Source organism: Dehalococcoidales bacterium (genome assembly GCA_041656115.1).
In the GTDB taxonomy this organism is placed as follows: Bacteria; Chloroflexota; Dehalococcoidia; order Dehalococcoidales; family UBA5627; genus UBA5627.
The window spans coordinates 132,058-153,821 of sequence record JBBAED010000002.1 but is presented as its reverse complement, the minus strand read 5'-3'; the positions used below and the strand labels follow the sequence as shown (position 1 = coordinate 153,821).

Annotated in this window: 16 protein-coding genes and 2 tRNA genes; 6 read left to right on the top strand and 12 right to left on the bottom strand. The window is 43.8% G+C overall.

All coding sequences use genetic code 11. The features are described from left to right. Positions 1–136: 136 nt before the first annotated feature. From WC958_01960 to WC958_01905, 12 genes are all read right to left on the bottom strand, one after another. Positions 137–226: transfer RNA gene (locus tag WC958_01960), tRNA-Ser, on the bottom strand. Between the two features lie 73 nt (positions 227–299). Beyond that, positions 300–1,007, bottom strand: coding sequence for a DNA alkylation repair protein (locus tag WC958_01955; protein ID MFA5629014.1), 708 nt, complete (start codon positions 1,005–1,007; stop codon positions 300–302). 41 nt (positions 1,008–1,048) lie between these two features. Then, positions 1,049–1,138, bottom strand: a tRNA-Ser gene (locus tag WC958_01950). 244 nt (positions 1,139–1,382) lie between these two features. Next, positions 1,383–4,505: a right-handed parallel beta-helix repeat-containing protein gene (locus WC958_01945; protein ID MFA5629013.1), complete on the bottom strand. Its 3,123-nt coding sequence runs from the start codon at positions 4,503–4,505 to the stop codon at positions 1,383–1,385. A 395-nt stretch (positions 4,506–4,900) separates the two neighbouring features. Next, a complete protein-coding gene (locus WC958_01940; protein MFA5629012.1) occupies positions 4,901–5,872 on the bottom strand; it encodes a hypothetical protein in 972 nt (323 codons plus the stop codon). A gap of 34 nt (positions 5,873–5,906) precedes the next feature. Next, on the bottom strand, positions 5,907–6,842 hold the full coding sequence (locus WC958_01935; GenBank protein MFA5629011.1) for a hypothetical protein: 936 nt from the start codon (positions 6,840–6,842) through the stop codon (positions 5,907–5,909). A 129-nt stretch (positions 6,843–6,971) separates the two neighbouring features. Beyond that, positions 6,972–10,208: an ATP-binding protein gene (locus tag WC958_01930; protein ID MFA5629010.1), complete on the bottom strand. Its 3,237-nt coding sequence runs from the start codon at positions 10,206–10,208 to the stop codon at positions 6,972–6,974. Then, a complete protein-coding gene (locus WC958_01925; protein ID MFA5629009.1) occupies positions 10,205–11,014 on the bottom strand; it encodes a polyprenyl synthetase family protein in 810 nt (269 codons plus the stop codon). Before WC958_01925 ends, WC958_01930 begins: the two co-directional genes overlap by 4 nt. A 166-nt stretch (positions 11,015–11,180) precedes the next feature. Next, complete coding sequence (locus tag WC958_01920; protein ID MFA5629008.1) at positions 11,181–11,399, bottom strand: hypothetical protein; 219 nt, start codon at positions 11,397–11,399, stop codon at positions 11,181–11,183. 107 nt (positions 11,400–11,506) lie between these two features. Then, entirely contained in the window at positions 11,507–12,274 is a 768-nt protein-coding gene (locus WC958_01915; GenBank protein MFA5629007.1) for a TatD family hydrolase, read from the bottom strand. Continuing rightward, on the bottom strand, positions 12,267–13,097 hold the full coding sequence (locus WC958_01910; protein MFA5629006.1) for a class I SAM-dependent methyltransferase: 831 nt from the start codon (positions 13,095–13,097) through the stop codon (positions 12,267–12,269). The genes WC958_01915 and WC958_01910 overlap by 8 nt, the downstream gene beginning before the upstream one ends. Before the next feature lie 69 nt (positions 13,098–13,166). Further along, entirely contained in the window at positions 13,167–13,742 is a 576-nt protein-coding gene (locus tag WC958_01905) for an FmdE family protein (GenBank protein ID MFA5629005.1), read from the bottom strand. A gap of 438 nt (positions 13,743–14,180) precedes the next feature. Here WC958_01905 and WC958_01900 point away from each other — a divergent pair, with 438 nt between their 5' ends. Genes WC958_01900 through WC958_01875 form a run of 6 tightly spaced genes read left to right on the top strand, consistent with a single transcriptional unit; the run spans position 14,181 to position 21,753 of the window. Beyond that, positions 14,181–14,741, top strand: a complete 561-nt coding sequence (locus tag WC958_01900) for a 4Fe-4S dicluster domain-containing protein (protein ID MFA5629004.1) — start codon at positions 14,181–14,183, stop codon at positions 14,739–14,741. Next, positions 14,738–15,604 (top strand): CoB--CoM heterodisulfide reductase iron-sulfur subunit B family protein, encoded by an 867-nt coding sequence (locus tag WC958_01895; protein ID MFA5629003.1) that lies wholly within the window; start codon positions 14,738–14,740, stop codon positions 15,602–15,604. The genes WC958_01900 and WC958_01895 overlap by 4 nt, the downstream gene beginning before the upstream one ends. Before the next feature lie 15 nt (positions 15,605–15,619). Further along, on the top strand, positions 15,620–18,931 hold the full coding sequence (locus tag WC958_01890; GenBank protein MFA5629002.1) for an FAD-dependent oxidoreductase: 3,312 nt from the start codon (positions 15,620–15,622) through the stop codon (positions 18,929–18,931). Next, positions 18,928–19,347, top strand: coding sequence for a hydrogenase iron-sulfur subunit (locus WC958_01885; protein MFA5629001.1), 420 nt, complete (start codon positions 18,928–18,930; stop codon positions 19,345–19,347). The genes WC958_01890 and WC958_01885 overlap by 4 nt, the downstream gene beginning before the upstream one ends. After that, complete coding sequence (locus tag WC958_01880) at positions 19,340–20,296, top strand: F420-nonreducing hydrogenase (protein ID MFA5629000.1); 957 nt, start codon at positions 19,340–19,342, stop codon at positions 20,294–20,296. The genes WC958_01885 and WC958_01880 overlap by 8 nt, the downstream gene beginning before the upstream one ends. Next, positions 20,296–21,753, top strand: a complete 1,458-nt coding sequence (locus tag WC958_01875; protein MFA5628999.1) for a Ni/Fe hydrogenase subunit alpha — start codon at positions 20,296–20,298, stop codon at positions 21,751–21,753. Before WC958_01880 ends, WC958_01875 begins: the two co-directional genes overlap by 1 nt. The last annotated feature ends 11 nt before the right edge of the window (positions 21,754–21,764 follow it).

The window sequence follows — 21,764 nt, the reverse complement described above, 5'->3', positions numbered from 1 at the left end:
CCCTGCAAGCCATCGGCTTGCTTAAACAATAATAAAAGCCCAAAAGAAAATATTTGTGTTAAATCGGATGCGCTGGGAAAATAACACCGAGGCAGGGCACAAATTGACAACAAAACACTTTAAACAACCAAAAAAATGGCGGAGAGGGTGGGATTCGAACCCACGGTCAGGTTGCCCCGACACACGCTTTCCAGGCGTGCCTGTTCGGCCACTCCAGCACCTCTCCAAATCGGCCGCATTAATTAAACAATTCGGTATATTGTAGTATATTTTATCTTTTAATTCCAGCGCAGGTTTGGCTACTTTTGCATTGCGGCGGCTTTTAGTTCCGGCGGCATTTTCTCAATCGCATAGCGCAGAGCCGTTCGCGGCATGTTTTCTTTATTGGCAATAACAAAATCGAAAACCGCTTGCTGGTGCGCCTCAGCGGCTGCCTTTAACATCCACCCGTAGCCTTTTTGCACCAAATCGTCCGGATCTTGGAGAAGGATAGTCGCAATTTCAAAGATATCGTCTAAAAAGAGCCCTTTGCGCGCCGGTATTACAAGCGACACCGCCGAGGCGCGTTTAGCCCATCTGTTTGCGGATTTGGCAAGCGTTTTGAGCCCGGACACATAAATGGGGTAGGTTTCCGTAAAATGCCCCACACTGTGATTACAGAGCGTGTCGCAGGATGCCCAGTTTGAAACGTAATTGTTAATCCACCCGGCAAAGATTTCCCAATCCGCCGGTTCGTACTTTTCACGCAACCCGTAAGCCCAATCGCAAGCAATAATTTGTTCTTCCAGATAGCCCGATTGCCATAGCTTTTCGCACAGGGCAAAGATTTCCGCTTTACTCTTTTCTTGTTTGAAATCATTAAAGAAAGTCTTGCCGATCTTCTGAGCAAGCGGTGTTTTAACGCCGTGCAGTCTAACTTCTTCTTTAAAGAAACGTTTGCCGCTAAGACGCACTGCCTCATCGGCATTTTTAAGAAGTTCGGCTCTCAGTTTATCCGTTATTTGCACTTATCTTTCCTTGCGGCGCGGAAAATTATCGGGGGAATTAGTGGCGGAGAGGGTGGGATTCGAACCCACGCTTCACTTGCGCGAAGACCGCTTTTCGAGAGCGGCACCATGAACCACTCGGACACCTCTCCTTGGGGTGCTAAACCTACCGCAGTAAGTTTACATAATAACCGACTGTTAACATTTTGCAAACAGCCGGCAGGTATTTATACCGAGGTTTATTATACTGTTTGGCAGTTACCTCGTCAAAAAGGTTTTGATGTGTAGGTTAACAGGCAGGGGCTAAAACCTTTGCGGGATAAAAACGAGCCCCGCAGGGTTTAGCTGCGAGGCCCGTATCGTTTCGGATAATACCGTTTCGATTATTATTTTGTGTTAGACGCGTCTTGTAAAGATTACCACTACCAGCGCGCCGATTAGCAGGGAAATCATGCCGATTATAGCGACCATCGGCCAGTTTATGACTTCATCCGTTTGAACCACGGTTTGCGTGGCGGTAGTTGTCGATATTGATGCCGGTAATGTTTGCTGTTTAGTAGTCGTTATTTCCGAAATTTTGGTTTCGGTTTGGGTAACTGTTTTACCGGGTTGTGTTACCGTTGTCGGCTCAGTAACGGTTTGTACCACTGTTTGCGGAACTATTAGGGTTTGGACAATTGTAGTTGTATAAGTTGTCGTACCGCCCGAGGCTGTTTGGGTTGACGTGCTTGTGGTTGTTGATGTACTTGTAGCCGTTGAAGTAACAGTAGAAGTTGTAGCGGTAGTCGTCCCGGTAGTAGTAGTTCCGGTAGTAGTAGTAGTAGTTCCGGTTGTAACTGTTCCGGATAAGAACAGTGAGAATGGGGTAAAGTGAGTAACATAAGCTGTTACAATCTTATTTATTTTGTCAACTTCACAATTCTCAAGTGCTACCCATTCACTGCCGTCATAATACATTACAACCAGATTATCTTCGTCCATCCCCAATTGGTATTCATATTTAAATTCGAATATGATGAAGGGGTCAAATGTTGCGCCTGCAGGACCCCACTCGTAAATAGTGCCGATAGAATTTGCGTTTGCGGGCGGATTGCCTACAAATTCTTCGGGTTCGGTTGTGTTGACTGTAAACCCGGCTAAAGGATTACCATCTTCGTCTTTTGCGGTGGTTCCTGCAGGGATTGTAATGCTGAACTTCTCATCATCGGTAGTTGCTGCTACCGTTTCCAGAACTTCGCCGTCACCATTTACTGAATAGCTTAAAGCGCCGGTAAGGTCTAAATCGCCGCTAAACGGATCATCTACCGGAATAGCACCTAACCAAGGGTCAAAATTGACATTATCGGAAACTGCGTTGCCTGCACCATCGGGGTTGGATGTTGCTTTCGGTCCGCTGGCATCCCCCCACCAGTTATTGGTGGCGTCAAGTTCATTACTACCGCCGTTAATAACACCGGCAGGATTAATACCGTCAGAAGTCCATGTGTTCACATCGTTATCGTAGATATTATTTCCGTTGACCGTTCCGACGGTGCCATCTGACACGCAAATGCCTTGGGCGTTATCGTAAATAAGGTTAGGACCAAGCAAGCCTGCATTTATGGTTATATTTGTAGAAGTTCCGTACGCATATATGCCACGCATATTACCGTAAATCTCATTATCTTGAATTGTCCAGCCATGGCTGTTATTCAACCGTATTCCGGCATTGGTAGGACTAAATCTGGCACCGGCACTCGCGGTATGGCCATAGATGACATTGCCTGTTACCGTAACATTAGTTTCATTTCCGTTAGCTGAAATACCTCGAGAATAGTCAAGCGCTCCACCCAATGCGTCCAACGGTCCGCTGTTATCGTGTATTGTGTTGTTGGTTATTTTTACGTTAACATCAAACGGTCCGCCCGTACCGCCATGGTATGCCTCTGAGTGGTTGAGTTCAATTCCGTAAAGCTTATTTCCATAGATTTCGTTGTCGTTGATTGTAATGTTGTTAGTGTGCGGTAATACAGTTCCGCTGCTAACTTTACTTGGGTCTGCCATGTCTTTACTGGTGTATATTGCAATACCTTTTCCGGACCATGTATTGGCATCACGGGTGTTGTTATAAATTTTATTTCCTTCAATAACGACATTCTGTGAATGGAAAAGGAAAATGCCGTAACTGTTATTCGTAATTATGTTATTAAGGATATTTATATTTTTAACGGCAAAGCCCCAGTAATTGAAAGTATATTCGGTGGCGCCGGTAGGTTTATTAACAAGCATCAGCTTATCGCCGCCGACAGCGATACCGGGGTTAGAGTTCCAAGAACCACCTTTTTGGATATCTTTTGAGCCTTGGATAGTGAACCCTTGGATGGTAACATCGTCGGATAATACTTGGAATACTTCACGGTCATCGCCGTCTGTCGGGGCATTAAGGACAACTGTTTCCGGAGCCGTTGTATTTCCGGTAAGGGTTACCTTTTTATTAACGACGATGGGTTCAGTTAAGTTATACGTACCCGCTGCCACCTGAATAGTATCGCCGTCTTCAGCGGCATTGATGGCTGCTTGGATAGAAGAAAATTCAAAGGGTCCGGCAGCTTCCATGTATTTTACCGATGATGCATCTTTTGATGTATACCATATACGCCAAATATCGCCGTCTTTAATAACGGATGGTTCGGCAAATCCGTAGTGAGGGGTTACTTGAAGAATAATTGGATTGCCGGGGCTATTGACCCAAGTTGTGCCGTCTTCCGAGGACGCAAAGCCGATTTGTTGCTGAGAACTCTTACCATCATGTGAACTGAACCACATGTAATACATATCGCCGTCTTTAACAACAGCCGGATGCATTAAGGTCTGTCCCCACTTACCTAATTCTCCACATTGTAAAATTTTTATGGGGCTCTCAAAAATACCTTCATCTGATAAGCTGGAGCCATTGTAACTGGCAGAATATATAGAATATTTAACTGAGCTTGTTTCTCTAGCTTGGAAATAAAGACGATAAACATTTCCATCCTTCATAAGGAAGGGGCCATCAATTTTGTCAAATGAACCCTCGCCAGCTAGGACTACTCTTTTAAAAGTCCAAGCTATTCCATCGGGTGAAGTATAAATGGCGAATTTTTTCTCATTTGCACCGTAGGTAATCATGTAGAAAGTGGCACCTTCTTTAAAGACGGTAACACTGCCGACATTTGCAGGGTCGCCTCCGGTGAAGCTACACGATGCACTTGCGGCAAAGTCTGTCGCAGGGTTTGTTGACGAGGTGTAATAAAGCGTGGCTTCGTCAGCAGAATACCACATATGGTATGTGCTACCGACTTTAATCGTTGCCTGGCGGCCGGTTGGGGTTGCAGTGCCGGTAACACTGGTTGGTGCTGTCCAATTCGACACATTTAATACATTCCCGGCAGGCTCTCCGCCTCCGCCTCCATCTGCTATTACCGGTAACGCTGCAACAGCTCCGAGGCTAAACAGCAATACGAGCGCAAGCAGGGAATTAATAATCTTCCTTTTTAGCATTGCCTCACTCCTTATAAAAGTTTCTTATCGCCAAGATTATAACACACATCTTTGACAGATAGTGTCAAAATAATGCACCTATTTAATTTCTTTTTAAATTAAAACAGAGAAAACCCCTCTGTTATTTTTTTGGAAACATCGGTTTGCTTAAAAACGGGTGATAACTTCTGATGGGTAGAAAAACAAAAGTCTCTATCGCTTCAGGCATTAAACTGTCCAAAGTGTTAAGACGGAGTACCGGATAATATTTGTCTTCAAGGACACTATCCATAACCATACACCGATTACAAGCACGGTCACACAAATTCTAGCACTGCATTACATAAATTGCAATACCTAAAAGTATTATTTGATACTTAAATCGTAAATTTGGTGGAATATCCCGCTATTAACCCTTAACTTTGCGGTTTTTCATACCAAACGCTTATAAAATTGTATTCGTTAGTATAATCTATGCCCCAAACATCAACAGTTATCACAAATCGCACATCATCGATAATACCGCTTATTTCGGTACTTATTCCATAGAAATCATCGACGACTTTCTCCTCATAACCCTGAACACCGCTGTAAAGGGCGCGGTAATATTCTACGGCATCCTTATGCATACCGTCGTAGGAGAATAACTTGGAGGCAATAATCGTTCCGCCGTAATTGCTTGTGCAAAGATATTCTTCTTCCCACCATATATCATAACGGAAGTAATCCTGTAAAAATTCCGGAAAATCGGCATGGTAGGGGTTGGATTTTAAACCGGTTCCTTGGGGGAGGGTGACAGTTAAATAAACCATTTGTGCGCCGTACTCATCTCTGTAATTAACTGTTACCAAATGGCCGCTTAAGGTGCCGTAAAGATCAAAATAAGCGTCTTCATCTTGTGTTTCCAAAAGCGATTCGTAATATCCGATGACATCCGTTTTGCTTTTGTTGGTGAGGTAGCTTACGGCATAGAAGGTTTCGTAGTAAGGGGTGTAAGTGTACATCGGGGATTGTACTTTAAGGGTGCAATGCTCGATTGCCAAGCTTCCGAAAAGGGGTACAACACCTTCAGGATAGCCATCCAAGAGATACCCATGGTAATTTGCGTAAGGATTATCGTTGGTTACGGTTGTTGAGGTCGTTTTGGTTGTGCTTGTGCTATCGGCACCTGTGATTGTAACAACGGTTGTGACCGGATCAGCCGTTACGGTTGAAACAACGGTTACTGTTGTCGCATCGGAAACCGTTTTGGTAGAGGTTACCGTTACCCATTCGGTTGTTGCCTGTGTAACGGTTGTTACATTTGAATCGCTGCATCCCGGTAATATCGATAGCGCCATAATTAACGCTAAAATTAACAATTTTCCAAAAAGACTACTCTTGTTCATAAAAATCCTCCGCATTTTGGGTGGTTAAATTTTTTTATTTTTGCGGTATCTCACAGAAAATATTGATTAAACCCGCCGCTCCCCAGCCGACGGTAATCGCAAATCGAACCTCACCGATATAGCCGCTGATTGTCGTTTCTTCCCCGTAATAGTTTTCGGTTACGGTTTCTTTATAGCTTTCGGCATCGCCGTAAAGCGCACGGTAGTATGCCAGCGCCTCCTGGTTGGTCCCGTTAAAAGAAAACATCTTGATATACCAAAGCGTTCCGTTGGGAGGGTTACTCATACAGGCATGGTCTTCTCCCCACCATTCATTAGGGTTGTAATAGTTTTGCATGACTTCGGGGAAATCGGTATGGAAGGGGTTACTTGTTAAACCGCTTCCCTCCGGTAAACTAACGGTTAGATAAACCTCGCCGTAACCCATAAAATCATCCCAATAGGCATCTACGTAATAGCCCTTAACGGTGCCGACGGCATCAAAAAAAGAATGTTCCTCTTTGGTATCTAAAAGGGAACCGTAATATTCGGCAATTTGCGCTTTGCTTTTATCGGTTACGTAAATTACGCTGTATCTGTTTTGGTAGTAGCCGATATTATTATAAACAGGGTATTGAATCATAAACGCACAGCTAACGATTGCCAAACTGCCGTAGAGCGGCCAGATATCTTCGGGGTATCCCTCCAACAGATATCCATGGTAATGACTGTACGGGTCATAGGTTTGGGTGGTTGTGGTGGTGGGCGAGATTACATCTAAAGTTTCGGTAACCGTTAAGGTCGGAGTTACGGTTACTTTTTCGGTTACGGTTACCGTGCTATTGGCGGCGGTAGTTGTTTTAACAGAGGTGGTGGTTGCCAGTTCGGTGGTTGTAAGCGTTAATGTTATCGGTTTGCAGCCCGGCAGGAATAACAAAGCGATAATTATCAGTAAAGCAAACAGCCTCTCAGTGAATCTACCCTTATTCATAAAAAGACCCTCCGCGTTTTTTAATTCAAAGTGCTTTCAAATTTAGGGGCGGCTCCGTCTAAATCGGCTGCCCGGTGTTCCAATTATAACATGTTTGAAGTTAAATTTGGGACCTTTACGCTAATACGTTTAACTTAAAACATCTTTTATTTTTTCTTCCAGCGTTTCCCTATCGAAAGGCTTGCTGATTGACGGTAAATTATGCATTTCGAGGAAGTTTTTGACATCGGTATTAAATAAGTCGCCGGTAATAAAAATAACCCTTTGCGACATCTGAGGCTTGATCTCGATTATTTTTTTGTATAATTCCTGGCCGTTCATATTGGGCATTCGAATATCTAAAATAATTATATCGTAGTTTTTTTCTCGCATTATTTGCAGCGCATCGACAGGGTTGGCGGCGGTATCTACGGAATATTGGGTATCACTTAAAGATGATTTTATAAACTGCCTGACCGTAATTTCGTCGTCAACAACCAGTATTGATGTTTTGATGGGATTTTGCGGGTCGTCTTCCGGCAGGGGCGGGTCGGAAGATGTATTTTGCGCATAATGGTTGGTAATCGGCAGTTCGATTATAAACGTTGCCCCTTCTCCCGGTTCGCTCTCAACAGAGAGGGTTCCGCCGTGTTCGGTTATTATTGAATGAGAGAGGCTTAAACCTAAACCGGTGCCTTCGCCGACCGGCTTGGTGGTAAAAAACGGCTGGAACAGACGTTTTTTGGTTTCTTCTGAAATGCCGGTGCCGTTATCCTGGAGCGATATGCGTACTTTATTGTCCAATTTGGCGGTTTTAACGACCAGCTCACCGCGTCTGTCGGCTTTTTTAACCGCATATTCGGCATTGATTATCAGATTTAAAAAGACTTGCTGTATTTGCCCGGGATCCATTTCAATCAGCGGCAGGGTTTGGTCGTACTCCGTAACGACATTGATGTTGTCGCTTTTAAGGACATAACTGCGCATATGTAATATGTTATCAATTAAACTGTTAATATTGGCAACTGTTTTCATCGGTTTGTGTTGGCGCGAAAAGGTTAACAGCCGTTTAATAATATCGGCTACCCTGTGACTGCTTTCAGCGATAATTTTGACGTGCTCTTTCATATCGGGCGGCATATCTTTTTCAAGCAGCATATCCGAAAATCCGATAACGCCGGTGAGCGGGTTATTGATTTCGTGGGCAATACCGGCTGCCATTTCTCCGACCAAAGCCAGCCGCCCCGAAATTTCCGCTTTTTCTTGCAGGATTCGTTTTTCTTCTTCCGCCTTTTTGACTTGCGTAATATTTCTCATGATATGGACTGCGCCGTCGATTACGCCGTCGGCGTCCTTAATCGGCGATACGGTTACCTCAAAATACTCGTCAAAATCGTTATGATAGACTTCGATTGTTGTTTTTTGGCTATCTTTGAGCATTTTAGCTTGAGGGCAATTGGGAATCGGGAAACTGCTTTCGTGGACAATTTCGTAACAATGCTTGCCGATAACGTCCTGTGGGGCTATCGCGAAAAGCTCGGAAAAGGCTTTATTGACGCGCAGTATTTTGAAATCGTTGCTTTGTAAAGATATCGGCATCGGGATTGCATCGAAAGTTGTTTGCCAAGTTTCCGCTTCCTGTAACAGCCTTGCCTGAGTTTGCTTTTGTTCGGCAATATAATCCGCCGTTAAGAGCCAACTTCTGAGAGAGACCGCGGCAACGGGCGCCAGCGCTTGGATTAAAAACAGGTCGTCCGATGTATAACGCTGCTCGGTAGTTTTGGGGGATAAGCAGATATAACCGATTTCTTCTTTGTCGGCAACCAGCGGAACCAAAAACGCAATCTCCGGATTTACCATGACAGCCGAATCGGGGAACATAATATGAGCGGTTTTGTTTAAAAGTAATTCCAAGATTTGTTTTTGTTGTTTTTCTTTATTAAACACGCCGGTTGAGGCGGCGAAAGTGTGTTCTCCGCTTTTGTTTTTAATAATCAGGCAAGCCCCGTTAAGACGAATTCTTTCGGCAAGGACGTTAATAATAAGCGTAGAGCCGGTACTGATATCGGCGATTGCATTAAGGGATGAACTTAATTCTCTGAGGACTTTATAATAATCGTACTTATCTTTATAGAAAAACTTATCTATTATTGCTGTGATTGTTATTTTTAGCGGTCCGAAAAGCCCGCTGGCTACAAACCCCAACACCAAAGATATTAAAATGGCTTCAACCACTGTCATCGTTGGCAAAAAAAGCAGGATTGGGATGATAAAACCGGTAAAAACAAGCGCGATAATAATTGAAATAAGCCCGTATACGACATGGCGGTTAATAAATACGCTGATATCCAAAAGTTTGCGTGTTGTTATGGAATAGCCGATGCCGATCGGTATCGCCGCAGTGAAAATAACGGTGTAGCCGATGGGGATTAAGATTTCATTGGTAAACACCAACGGCAGTAAACTTAATAACAAAAACGGGAGAACGGCAACAATACAGGAGTATAACAATAACTTCATTTGTTGGCGTGTTCTCGGCGAAACGGCGCTGGTATAGTTGTAAATAGATACAATTATAATCGCCAGAAAAGCGGCGAACAGTTCTATTGATCTTATTGAACGGAACAGGATTGTCGGTTCATTGTTGGCAAAGCCGATAAAAGGATACAGAATCAATGTCAGAATCGCCGGAATATAAATTAAAAGAAGGCGATGATTATCCCTTAGTTTGCTTCGTTCTTCGGGTAAAACTAAAAGGAAGTGGAACAATAACCAAGGGCCTAGGGTGGTTCCGATTACAGCCATATGAATGGCAACTGTAATTTGTGCCGTTGCGGCTACATTTCCGATTACCGCCCAACCGAATGCCAACGAACTTAGCAGTAAGAGAAGGGAAACTGTGCTTTTGGGTTTGTTGATATAAACATAAAAACCTACAAACCAAAAGACGAGGCAGATTAACAGAAAGGGAATATTTTCCAAGATGTATTTTACCGGCGGTGGCGTGTCATAGACACTTACGGAGATTATTTGCCCTGCGCTGTTTTCAACAACTAAATCGGTTAGCCCGATTCCGAGAAATTGTTTTTGTTTTTCGAATGCCTGTAAAAAAACATCTGCCGGTTGTCCGTTAATCTCAATCGGTTTATCACCTATTTTTATCCCCGCTTCTTCGGCAAGGCTGCTTGAATACAAATCCTGAACAACCCAACCGTCTTCGGTTATATGCAAAGAAACCCCGATATAAGGCTTGTTAATACTAACAAAAAAGAGCGCTAAGCCGATGATTATAGCAACCAAGCTCAAAGCAACAACGGCCAAAGTCCGCTTGTTTTTTAACAAGTTTAAAAAAACAGATTTACCGGTCTGGTGTTGCTTTGAGCTCATTTTAAAAACTCCCGTAACCTTTTTGGATCGGCACCGTATTTTTCCGCTTTTTCAACGGCATTTGCAGCCAGCGTTCGATAGGATTCCTTGATAATTAATGAATAGTGCATGGCACCGGTATCGAAAAGTATTTTTGAAACTTGCTCCGCGGTAAGCTTATTATCCGTTTGGTTTTGGTAATATTTCTTCAGTTCATCACGAATCGGGCTTTCGGCTTGAGATAAGGCAAATATGACGGGGAAAGTTATTTCCCTGTTTAGAATATCTTTTTGGTAAATAATTCCGCTGATGTCATTTGTTATTTGTGCCATCATTCCCAAGTTGTAGCCGAATTCTTTTAACGGGTCAAGTAAATCCGTGTTTTCGGTTGCCAGCAGAACCCCCGCATGGCAGGCGCATTCTATTTGAGATGCCGATTTTTGGCTTAAGATTTCAAGGTATTCTTCTTCGGTTATATCGATTTTCCCCGAACAAGATAAATCTTTATGCTGACCGAAACAAGCGGTTAAATAGTAAGAGTTAACTGTATCCGCGATTTTTATTGTTTTAGAATCTGAAACGCCTTTAATTTTAAGGCTTGCAATTGCTTTTTCTCCCAACACCAATAAAGTTGTTGCGATATTATTGGTTATTGCGGTACCGTACTTTACGGAAAGCGCTAAAGGGGAATCGTCATCCTCGACATCGTCAAAAACATCGCCGGCGGCAATAAAAAACTGCAGCGCGGCGCAAAGCGGTATTGCTTGTTTTCCGTTACCGCCGACGGATTCACAGGCAATCAGGGGCAACAGAACCCATGGAGCCACAGATTCCTCCGAATTTGACAATCCACGCCTGTCTACCTTTAAAGGCTCACTGACATAGTCGCGAAAACTCTCAGGCAGCAAAGAAATAAAGCCGATTATCTCTTTGCGGAGGAGCTCATTCTGTAACCCGCTGTCCATGTTGGTTCAATCAAAAATATTTTTTAAGTTAAACCCAAAGTATCGCAGCTTCGATATCAAAGGCTAATGCCGAGGAGGTCGAAGTCGTCAAGCCGACTCTGGAGGCAGTGTTCAAAACAGCGGTTTTTTCGTGACCGGTTAAATTATATCTGCTCATTACACTTTCGGGGTTTGCCGCAAACTCTTTTTTGCCGGCTTCACTGCCGAATATGTCTTTAACCATTGCTTTTAACGATTTTGTTTCCATTGAAATCCTCCTTGTTGAAATGACCGAATAGGCACGCTATCCGAGTGCCCAGAGTATACTATGTAGTTAAATCAAAGTCAATAAAATAAAGGGGTTGCGGGCGGGTATTAAACGGAAATTTCGAATATTTTCTGGGTATTTTTAAAAACAGTTTCGGCAACGATATTCTTATCGATATTTTTAATTTCGGATACGGCATTCAGCGTTCTTAATATATCGGACGGGCGGGATTCGTATGCGAATTCGGTTCCGTAACGATAAGTTACCGGGGTATCGGTTTCCAAGACGATATTCTCCAACGGGGCGGCTTGAATCGCTTTTCGATGTTCCTCAAAGTATTCGGCGGCGGGGCTTGCGGAAATAAAGTACCCGCAATCAATAATCTTTTCTAAAATATCTAACGGTCCGGTGTACCAATGAAAGATCGCTTTTTTAATTCCGATTGCCTGTGTTAGTTCAAGGCAGTCGCGCCATGAATATCTCGAATGGATTAGCGCCGGTTTGTGATGCTGCTTGGCAAGTTCCAAAAGTTCTTTAAAAACACTTTTTTGAGTTTCTTTGGAGGCTTTTTCTTTAACCCTTTTACTGTAATCCAACCCGATTTCGCCGATACCGATTGTTTCACCGATATTATCTTGTATAAAGCGCATGTTTTCCGCAAAATCCGCATCGGCAATATTGGAAGGGAACAGCCCCATGGCAGGGTATACATAGGCAGGGTATTTTGCGGCAAGCTCCAAAACCCTTCGGTTAGATGTTAAAGACATTCCAAGGGCAACGATTGCTGCAACGTTATTGCTCTTGGCTTGAGTAATAACATTATCAATATCTTCGACTTCATCAATATGTGCGTGAGTATCTATTAATTTAAACATCTCTTTTTCGGGCTTCCCATGAAATCAATGCCCATTCGGTGGCAGAGTATCGGTAATATTTCCCGTCTTTTTCGACAAGGAGCGATCTTACAAAATCTTTATAATCTGTCGAGGTTATATCAGACATCGGTGAGTTTTTGGAAAAATGTCTGAGGGCATCATCTAAATTATCAAAACACATTTCAGATTCGGATTTAAAAATTTCCACCCCTGCCTTAATCCCCATTTTATAAAGGCAGTTCAAGATAATCGGGTATTCGGGGTAACGTTTATATTCTTTGCCCAGCAGGCGCGCGGATTCCGCTTCAACCTTGTCAAAACTGTTGGCTCGCCATGTTACATAACATCGTTTGAGTGCAACGGTATTCATATTTTCCAATGAAGCTTCAAGTTTATCGCCCATCGGCAGAAAACGTGAGGCCAGTACTATATCGTGGGGGTCAATTTCCGAGTTTACATCTGTCTCGTACCAATTTTTATTGATAACGGTTATATTTGAGATTTTTGCTTCTTCCAATTTGTTTTTTAAAAGGCTGAGCATACCGTTGGAAATATCCAGCACGGTTACAAGCCTTGCTTTTTGTGCAATGGGTACGGCCAGAAGACCGCTGCCGCCGCCGACATCCAGGACGGAACAACTTGCGGGAATTTCCATTCTTTTTAAAAGCTCGTCTACATAAGTATTGCGACCGACATTCTTTTCATAATAGTGAGCCCTTCGGTCCCAAAATGCAGCGGCTTCATCGCTTGTCTTGATGACATGTCCGGCTTGTTTTTGCCAAAGACCGTCCCAATCAATATCCTTTATGTGGATATAATCCATTTTACAAAAGGCTCCTTTTGTTTTTGAAATCGTATTATTGGTGTCCTTCCGGCAGTTTGATATATTATCTTATTCTTGCGTTTTATAATAAGCCCCGTAGAGGCAGGCCTTGCAATAAGGTTTATCATCTTCAAATACTGCCCGGCCGTCCATTACCCTTTCTCCGCACTTGGTACATACCGCCCTTGCTTTTGCGGCTCCGGGCAGGTCATTTTCGGGGATATCTACTTTTACTCTTTCCAGTTTTAACATTTCTTCATCCGGGGTTTCAGATACTATTTTAAGAACTTCATCTACCGAAAGGTTTTTATCAAAATCTTTGGTGGTTGTTACGCGATAGGCTTCACCGGTGGATAACTTAACGAAAGTGGCGGCAAATTTGCCGTAGTCCACATGTTTAAGGGATCTTTTACCAAGCCCGCAACCGGTAACGCCTTGTACGGCATCGGTCATACAGCGGTCGGTTTCGACATATACAATCAAATCCTTGTGCTTTTTGACATACGGGTCAAAACCCAGCACGCGCATTGCTGCCAGGGCGGATTTGGTACCCATCGCGATACCGACGCAGACGTGTCCGTGGAATTCCGCAATTTTGTCAATAAAATAATAAAAATCTTCGATTTCTTTTGCACTAACAGCCATTTGTAAACATCTCCTTCAATAATATGTATACAGGAAGTTTTATAACAGGTGTTTTTCTTTGCTTCAATTCTAACCCATAAAGTATTATACAGGTTTTTATAATTTATTTTACACAAAGCTTCAATTTATTAAAAACGGTGCCGATAGTTTTGCTAATCAAAGTAAAAAGTATTTTTTAACGGATGGAGTTATTCGAAGTATAAATAACTGAATTGTAATCTTGTGTACTTATTTTACCTACAAGGCTTGTATTAAATTTGACACTGAAAAGATATTGTTGTAATATCCTCTGATAATATCCTGCGCTATTTGCGCTTAATGGATATTTATGAAGCATGACGCTGCTTTTTGGCTGTGTTGTCCTGTGAAATAACAGATTTGATTTAATAAAGAGTTTCTTAAAAATAATCAATAATAATTTGTAACAGGGGGAGCTTAATGGAAAAAACTCTAGCTAAAGATTTTGCAAGCGAGGTTAGCCAGGTTCCCGGCGGCGAGGGTGTGTATATGTGCATGCAATGCGGCACGTGTACTGCATCTTGTCCGAGTGCGGAGATCTGGGAATATACCCCTTCGGAAGTAATAGCTATGGTGAAAGCCGATATGCGCGACGAAGTCCTTTCCAGCAGTTCAATGTGGCGTTGTCTTTCTTGCTATTTCTGCACCGTACGTTGTCCCAGAGATGTGGAGCCGACAAGTTTGTTCCATGCACTCGAATCGCTGGCGGTGAAGCATGGGTACAAGCCAAAAGGCACAACAACACCGGTTGTGTACGACAACTTTGTGAAGTCGATCAAAAGCAATGGCAGGGTAAGCGAGTTTCGAATGATGTTGGGGTATTACCTCTCAACCAATCCTTTTGCCGCTTTGGGAATGACTTCGGTGGCACTAAAACTTCTGTCGCATGGACGCATGCCGCTTTCGGCCAGGAAAATCAAAGGTAAAAAAGACCTTGACCTAATTATCAAAAAACTGAATGAAATTAGAGGTGACCAATGAAAAGCTACACTTATTTCCCCGGCTGTTCATCGGAAGCTACTGCGGTTGGGTTGGATATTTCAACTCGAGCAATTGCGGAGGCCTTGGGTATTGAGTTAAAGGAACTGGAAGATTGGAACTGTTGCGGTTCAACCCCTTACGGTTCGCTGGATGAACTTGAAGCAATTGCCGTCGCAGCTCGTAATCTTGCGCTGGCCGAGAAAACAAAACTTGACCTTGTCACCCCATGCAGTTCTTGTTTTGTAACCCTTAACAAAGCCAGAGTGCATATGATGAAGCCTGAGGTAAAATCAAAGGTCAATCAGGCCTTGGCGACGGCCGGTCTCGAATATAACGGCTCTGTTAAAGTCAGGTTATTGATTGAAGTCTTAATGTCCGATATGACAACGCAGAAAATAGCTGCCAAAGTTGTAAAACCCCTAAGCGGATTAAAAGTTGCTCCTTATTCCGGGTGCCAGGAAGTGCGACCGCGTTTTGGTTTTGACGATCCGGAAAATCCTATTGCGTTGGATGAAATTGTTGAGGCTGTCGGAGCGATAGCTGTCCCTTACGCCTCCAAATGTAAATGTTGCGGCGGTTCGGCTGTTATATCGGAGCAGGATCTTTGTCTCCAACTGATGTACGATCTGTTTAAAAACGCCGTCGAAAGTGGGGCGGAGTGTATGATTACCCCTTGTCCTCTTTGTCAAATGAACCTCGATGCCTATCAAGCCAAAGTAAACAGCAAATTCAATACTAATTTTAATTTGCCGGTATTGTTTGTTACACAGCTTATCGGTCTTGCGCTCGGGTTAAAAGAAGACAAACTGGGCTTAAATAAAAATATCGTCAAACCGAATAAAATCCTGGCCAAATATCTGTAAAGGAGAGCGTAAATTATGGAAGAAGTAAGGATTGGTGTATACATATGCGACTGCGGAACCAATATTTCGGCTACGGTCAACACCAAAGAAGTTACCGAGTACGCCAAAGGGTTAGGTTCTGTAGTTGTAGCACGAAATTATAAATATATGTGTTCCGACCCCGGTCAAAACCTTATTAAAAACGATATTAAAGAAAACAAATTGAACAGGGTAGTGGTAGCTGCTTGTTCTCCTCGCATGCATGAACCGACTTTCCGTCGGGCGGTACAAGATGCCGGGATTAACCAATACTATTTCCAGATGGCTAATATTCGTGAGCAATGTTCTTGGGTGCATACGGATAAAGAAATGGCGACTGAAAAAGCGAAGGCATTGGTTGAAGCTGCCGTAAGCCGTGTTCAATATCATGAGCCTCTGCAAAGCAAACAGGTTTCGGTAAATCCGAATGTTTTGGTTGTCGGCGGCGGTATCGCCGGTATTCAAACAGCCTTAGAAATTGCCGATGCCGGTAAAAAGGTTTATTTGGTAGAGAAGGAGCCGAGTATCGGCGGACATATGGCGATGTTTGATAAAACATTCCCCACGTTAGACTGTTCCGCTTGTATTCTCACCCCCAAAATGACCAGCGTCGGGCAACACCCCAATATTGACTTGTTATCTTACAGTGAAGTTGAAGAAGTTACCGGGTTTGTTGGTAACTTCAAAGCTAAAATAAAAAGAAAAGCGCGCTATGTCGATGAAACAAAATGTACCGGCTGTGACGAATGCAGTAAGGTTTGTCCCGTAAAGGTTGAAAACGAATTTGATGTCGGCTTAAGCCTGCGCAGTGCCACTTATATTCAATCTCCTTATGCCGTGCCTAACAAAGCGGTAATCAATAAAAAAGGAATATCCCCTTGCCGAGTCGCTTGTCCAGCCGGCGTTAATGCCCACGGCTATGTTGCACTTATTGCAAAGGGTCAGTTTAAGGAAGCTCTTGATTTGGTTCGTGATTCAATTCCTCTTGCCGGTGTTGTCGGCAGGGTTTGTAATCACCCTTGTGAAACCGAATGCGAACGAACCACCGTTGACGACGGGATTAACATTCGTGACCTTAAGCGCTTTGTTGCCGATTATGAAATAAAAATGGGCAGAGAAAAAGCGACTCCGCTTGAAATAACCAAGGCCGAAAAGGTTGCTGTAATCGGTTCCGGCCCCTCCGGGCTTGCCTGCGCTTTCGATTTATTAAAGAAAGGCTACGCTGTTACCGTTTTTGAAAAAGATGAAAAAGCCGGTGGCTTGATGCGATACGGCATCCCCAACTTTAAATTGCCGGAAAATATTGTTGATACTGAAATCGACTATCTTAAAGAAAGAGGCGTCGAAATAAAAACAGGAACTGCTGTTAATGATATTGCAAGCCTGTTTAAACAAGGATACAAGGCAGTCTTTTTGGGTACCGGTGCCGGTGTTAACCGTAAATTGGGCGTACCCGGTGAGGATAATGCCAATGTCTTCGGTGCGATGGATTTCTTAAAGAAAGTTAACTCGGGTCAAGATGTTGTCGTTTCCGATAAAGTAGTTGTTGTCGGCGGCGGTAATACGGCAGTTGAGTCGGCCAGAGTGGCTTGGAGATTGGGCGCCAAAGATGTTACCGTCCTTTATAAAAAATCGGAATCCGAAACCCCCGCTACATGCAGCGAGGTAGAGGAAGCCAAAAACGAAGGGATTAAATTTAAGTTCCTTACATCGGTTAAAGAGATAATTATCGATGGCGATAAAATAAGCGGTGTTAAATGTGTTAACGAATCAAAGGCACAAAAAGGCGAAGAGTTTGTTCTTGAAGCCGGTAATGTAATCAATGCCATGTGGCAGGATGTTAATAAAGACAGCTTACCTAAAGAAATGGCATTTAGCGAATTGGGCTATTTGGAAGTTGACCCGGTTACGCTGGAAAGCAATGTTTCCGGTGTGTTTGCCGGCGGCGAAGTGGTTGCCGGACAGTTGGATGTGATTGCATCCATGGCTTCCGGAAAAGCCGCAGCCGAAAGTATCGATAGATATTTAAGCGGTCAGGATATACGCGAAGGCCGTGCCGAACAGATGCCGAAGAAGTTTGAAGTCAATAAAGACAAAGTCAAAGCAAAATCCAGAATGGTTATGCCGACCTTAGGCGTATCAGAAAGAAAAGGCAACTTTGATGAAGTTGAACTTGGCTATGACAATGAATTAGCGATTGATGAAGCCGGAAGGTGTTTGAACTGTTCCGTTTGTTCAGAATGTATGTTATGCCTTAAAGCCTGTGAACCGGATGCAATTGATCATTCAATGAGAGAGCAGACAATTGAAGTTGATATAGGCTCGATTGTTGTTGCCACCGGTCTTAAACAATTTGACCCCGAGGTAATGTATACCTACGGATACAGAAGATTCGACGATGTTTTAACGGGTCTTGAATTTGAAAGGCTTTCAAATGCCTCAGGCCCCACCGACGGAGTTGTTGTTAAAAAGAACGGTAAAAAACCGAAGAGTGTTGCCATACTCCACTGCGTGGGAAGCCGTGATGAGAATTATCACAAATATTGCTCGCGCGTGTGTTGTATGTACTCTCTCAAGTATGCGCACCTCCTAAAGGAAAAACTGCCCGATGTGGAAGTTTACCAGTTATACATCGATATGCGTTGCCCCGGATTGGGATACGAAGAATTCTATATGAGATTACAAGATGAAGGTGTCAAGTTTGTTAGGGGGCGTGCGGCTGAAATAACCAACATTCCTCAAATTGACGAAGAAAAAGACAAATTGGTTGTTATGGTTGAAGATACGCTGGTACGTAAAAAGAGAAGGCTGCCGGTGGATATGGTTATCTTGAGCTGTGCTATCGAACCCAACGACGGTGCCGAACAAATCGGTAAGGTTTTGTCGCTTAACAAAAAAGCCGACGGGTTCTTCTTGGAGAAACATCCCAAGCTTGATCCGATATCGACAATGACCGACGGCGTGTTTATTGCCGGGTGCTGCCAGGGACCCAAAGATATCCCCGATACGGTTGCACAGGCTTCGGCCGCCGCTGCCAGGGCACTGGCGATGATTAGCAATAACAAGGTTGAGATTGACGGTGCCGTTTCGGAAATTATTGCGGACCTTTGCTCCGGATGTCGTATTTGTAACACGATGTGTCCGTACAGTGCGATTAGCTATAACGAAAGTGCTCGGGTATCCGAAATCAACCCGGTCCTTTGTAAAGGATGTGGTGTTTGTGTATCGGCTTGTCCCAGCGATGCAATAACAAGCAATCACTTTACCACCAAGCAGATTTTGGCTGAAATTGAGGGGGTGTTAGCATGAGTTTTGAACCTAAAATACTGGGAATCCTCTGCAACTGGTGCTCCTATTCCGGGGCTGACCTGGCGGGGACTTCAAGAAAGAAGTATCCTGCAAACATCAGAATAGTAAGGGTAATGTGCAGCGGAAGAGTGGATCCGGTTTTTATATTGAAAGCACTGGAATCGGGAGCCGATGGTGTGGCTATACTCGGATGTCACCCCGGTGATTGCCATTATAACTCGGGTAACCTAAAAACAATGCGCCGCATGGAAATGCTAAAGAGGTTAACCGAACAAATGGGAATCGAAAGCGATCGCATTCATCTTGACTGGGTCGCCGCTTCCGAAGGCGATAAGTTTGCCGAGATTATAAAAGATATGACTGAAAAAATTAAAAAATTGGGGCCTTTCCCCAGAGATGGAGGAGATAATGGCTAAACCAAAAGTTGCTTTATATTGGGCAGCCAGTTGTGGCGGTTGTGAAATCGGCACTCTTGAAATCGCTGAGAATTTGTTAAAACTCATCGAGGCGGTGGATATCGTTTTTTGGCCGGTGGCAATGGACGTTAAATATAAAGACGTTGAGGCAATGGAAGATAAAAGCATTGACGTCTGTCTTTTCAACGGTTCAATCCGCTCAACCGAGCAGGAGCATATGGCTAAATTGCTGAGGCGAAAATCAAAAGTAATGATTGCTTTTGGCGCCTGTGCATATCAGGGTGGTATTCCGGGCTTAGCCAATCTGTATAATCGTGATATGATTTTGGAAAGGGCCTTTTTGGAAACCCCTTCCACCGATAATCCCAATAAAATTCTTCCCCAAACGACTTATCAGGCGCCGGAAGGCGAGTTGAGATTACCGGAATTGTATAATACCGTTAAAACACTTGCTCAGACGATTCCGGTTGAATATATTATTCCCGGTTGTCCTCCCGAAGCCGAAACAACGTGGATGGCCTTAGAAGCATTAATCAGCGGCCAGTTGCCCCCCGTTGGCTCTGTAATTACAAGCAGTGCCAAAGCGGTTTGCGATGAATGCCCGCGTAAGCGTGATGTTAAAAAGGTTAAGAAATTTTACAGGCCTTACGAAATTGTTGCCGACCCCGAGATATGCCTTTTGGAACAGGGGTTACCTTGTGCCGGTGTCGCTACCAGGGGCGGTTGCGAAGCCAAATGTCCCAAGGCGGGGATGCCGTGTACCGGCTGTTACGGACCCGTTGAAGGTGTAATTGACCAAGGTGCGCACTTTATGAATGCAATTGCTTCCGTTATTGATTCAAACGATCCTGAAGAAATCGCAAAGATTGCCGAAGGTGTCAGGGATCCTGCGGGGACATTCTATCGTTACAGTCTACCTGATTCTGTGTTAAGGAGGGCCAGAGTTTAATGAAAAAAATAAGTATTGATCCGATTACGAGGCTTGAAGGGCACGGAAAAATTGAGATCTTCCTTAACGATGAGGGTAGGGTAGAAAACAGTTATTTCCAAGTCCCCGAATTGCGCGGATTTGAAAAGTTCTCGGAAGGAAGGCTTGCCGAAGATATGCCGCAAATTACGCAAAGAATTTGTGGGGTGTGCCCCGAAGCGCATCATATGGCTTCGGTTAAAACACTGGACACTCTGTTTCAAGTCCAGCCGACCAGTGCGGCGCGTAAGTTACGCGAGCTTGTTTATAATGCGTTTTTTATAACCGATCATACCACCCATTTTTATATCCTTGCCGGCCCTGATTTTATTATGGGTCCGGAAGCGCCTGTCGCCGAACGCAATATTATCGGTGTTATCGGTAAAGTAGGTCTGGAATTGGGCGGGGCGGTTATTAATACCCGTAAAAAATGCCATCATGTTATTGAAATGTTGGCAGGCAGGGCCATTCATCCGGTTTTTGCACTGCCCGGTGGTGTTAGCAGAGGCCTTAATGAAGAAGAGCGTCAGCAAATAGAGCAAATTGCTCGTGATTGTATTGAATTCGGCAAATTGTCGCTGAAGGTTTTTGATGATATCGTCCTTGCCAACAAAGAATATGTTGATATGATTGTAAGCGATGCTTATACCCATAGAACCTATTCAATGGGCTTGGTTGATGAAAATAATAAGGTAAGTTTTTACGACGGTATGGTAAGGGTAGTCGATCCCGACGGCAAAGAGTTTGCTAAATTTGAGCCTAAAGATTACCTTGATCACATTGCCGAACATGTCGAACCATGGAGCTACATTAAATTCCCGTATCTGAAGAAAGTGGGATGGAAGGGCTTTGTTGACGGAAATGACAGCGGTGTTTTCCGTGTAGCCCCGATGGCCCGATTAAACGCTTCAGACGGTATGGCTACTCCGTTAGCTCAAGAAGCCTACGAAAAATTGTATGATACGCTGGGCGGAAAACCGGTTCATCATACCTTGGCTATTCATTGGGCGCGTTTGGTTGAACTTGTTCAGGCTGCCGAAACATTACTCGCTTTGAGTACGGATCCTGAAATTACAAGCGATGATTTGAGAAATATACCGACCGCCACTCCGAGTGAAGGCGTGGGAATCGTTGAGGCACCCAGAGGCACTTTGATTCATCACTATACCACCGATGAAAATGCCGTTATCAAGAAAGCCAACTTAATTGTGGCAACTGTAAATAACGGGGCTGCGGTTAATATGTCGGTTAACAAGGCTGCACAAGCCTTAATTCAGCCGGGTAAAGAAATAACCGAAGGTTTGTTAAACCGAATCGAGATGGCTTGGCGTCCCTACGATTTATGTTTGGCTTGTGCCAGTCATAACTTACCCGGACATCCGGCGATGCCGATGTATGTTTACGACAATAAAAAACAAATAGTAAAAAGCTGGGAATAGATTACATAATA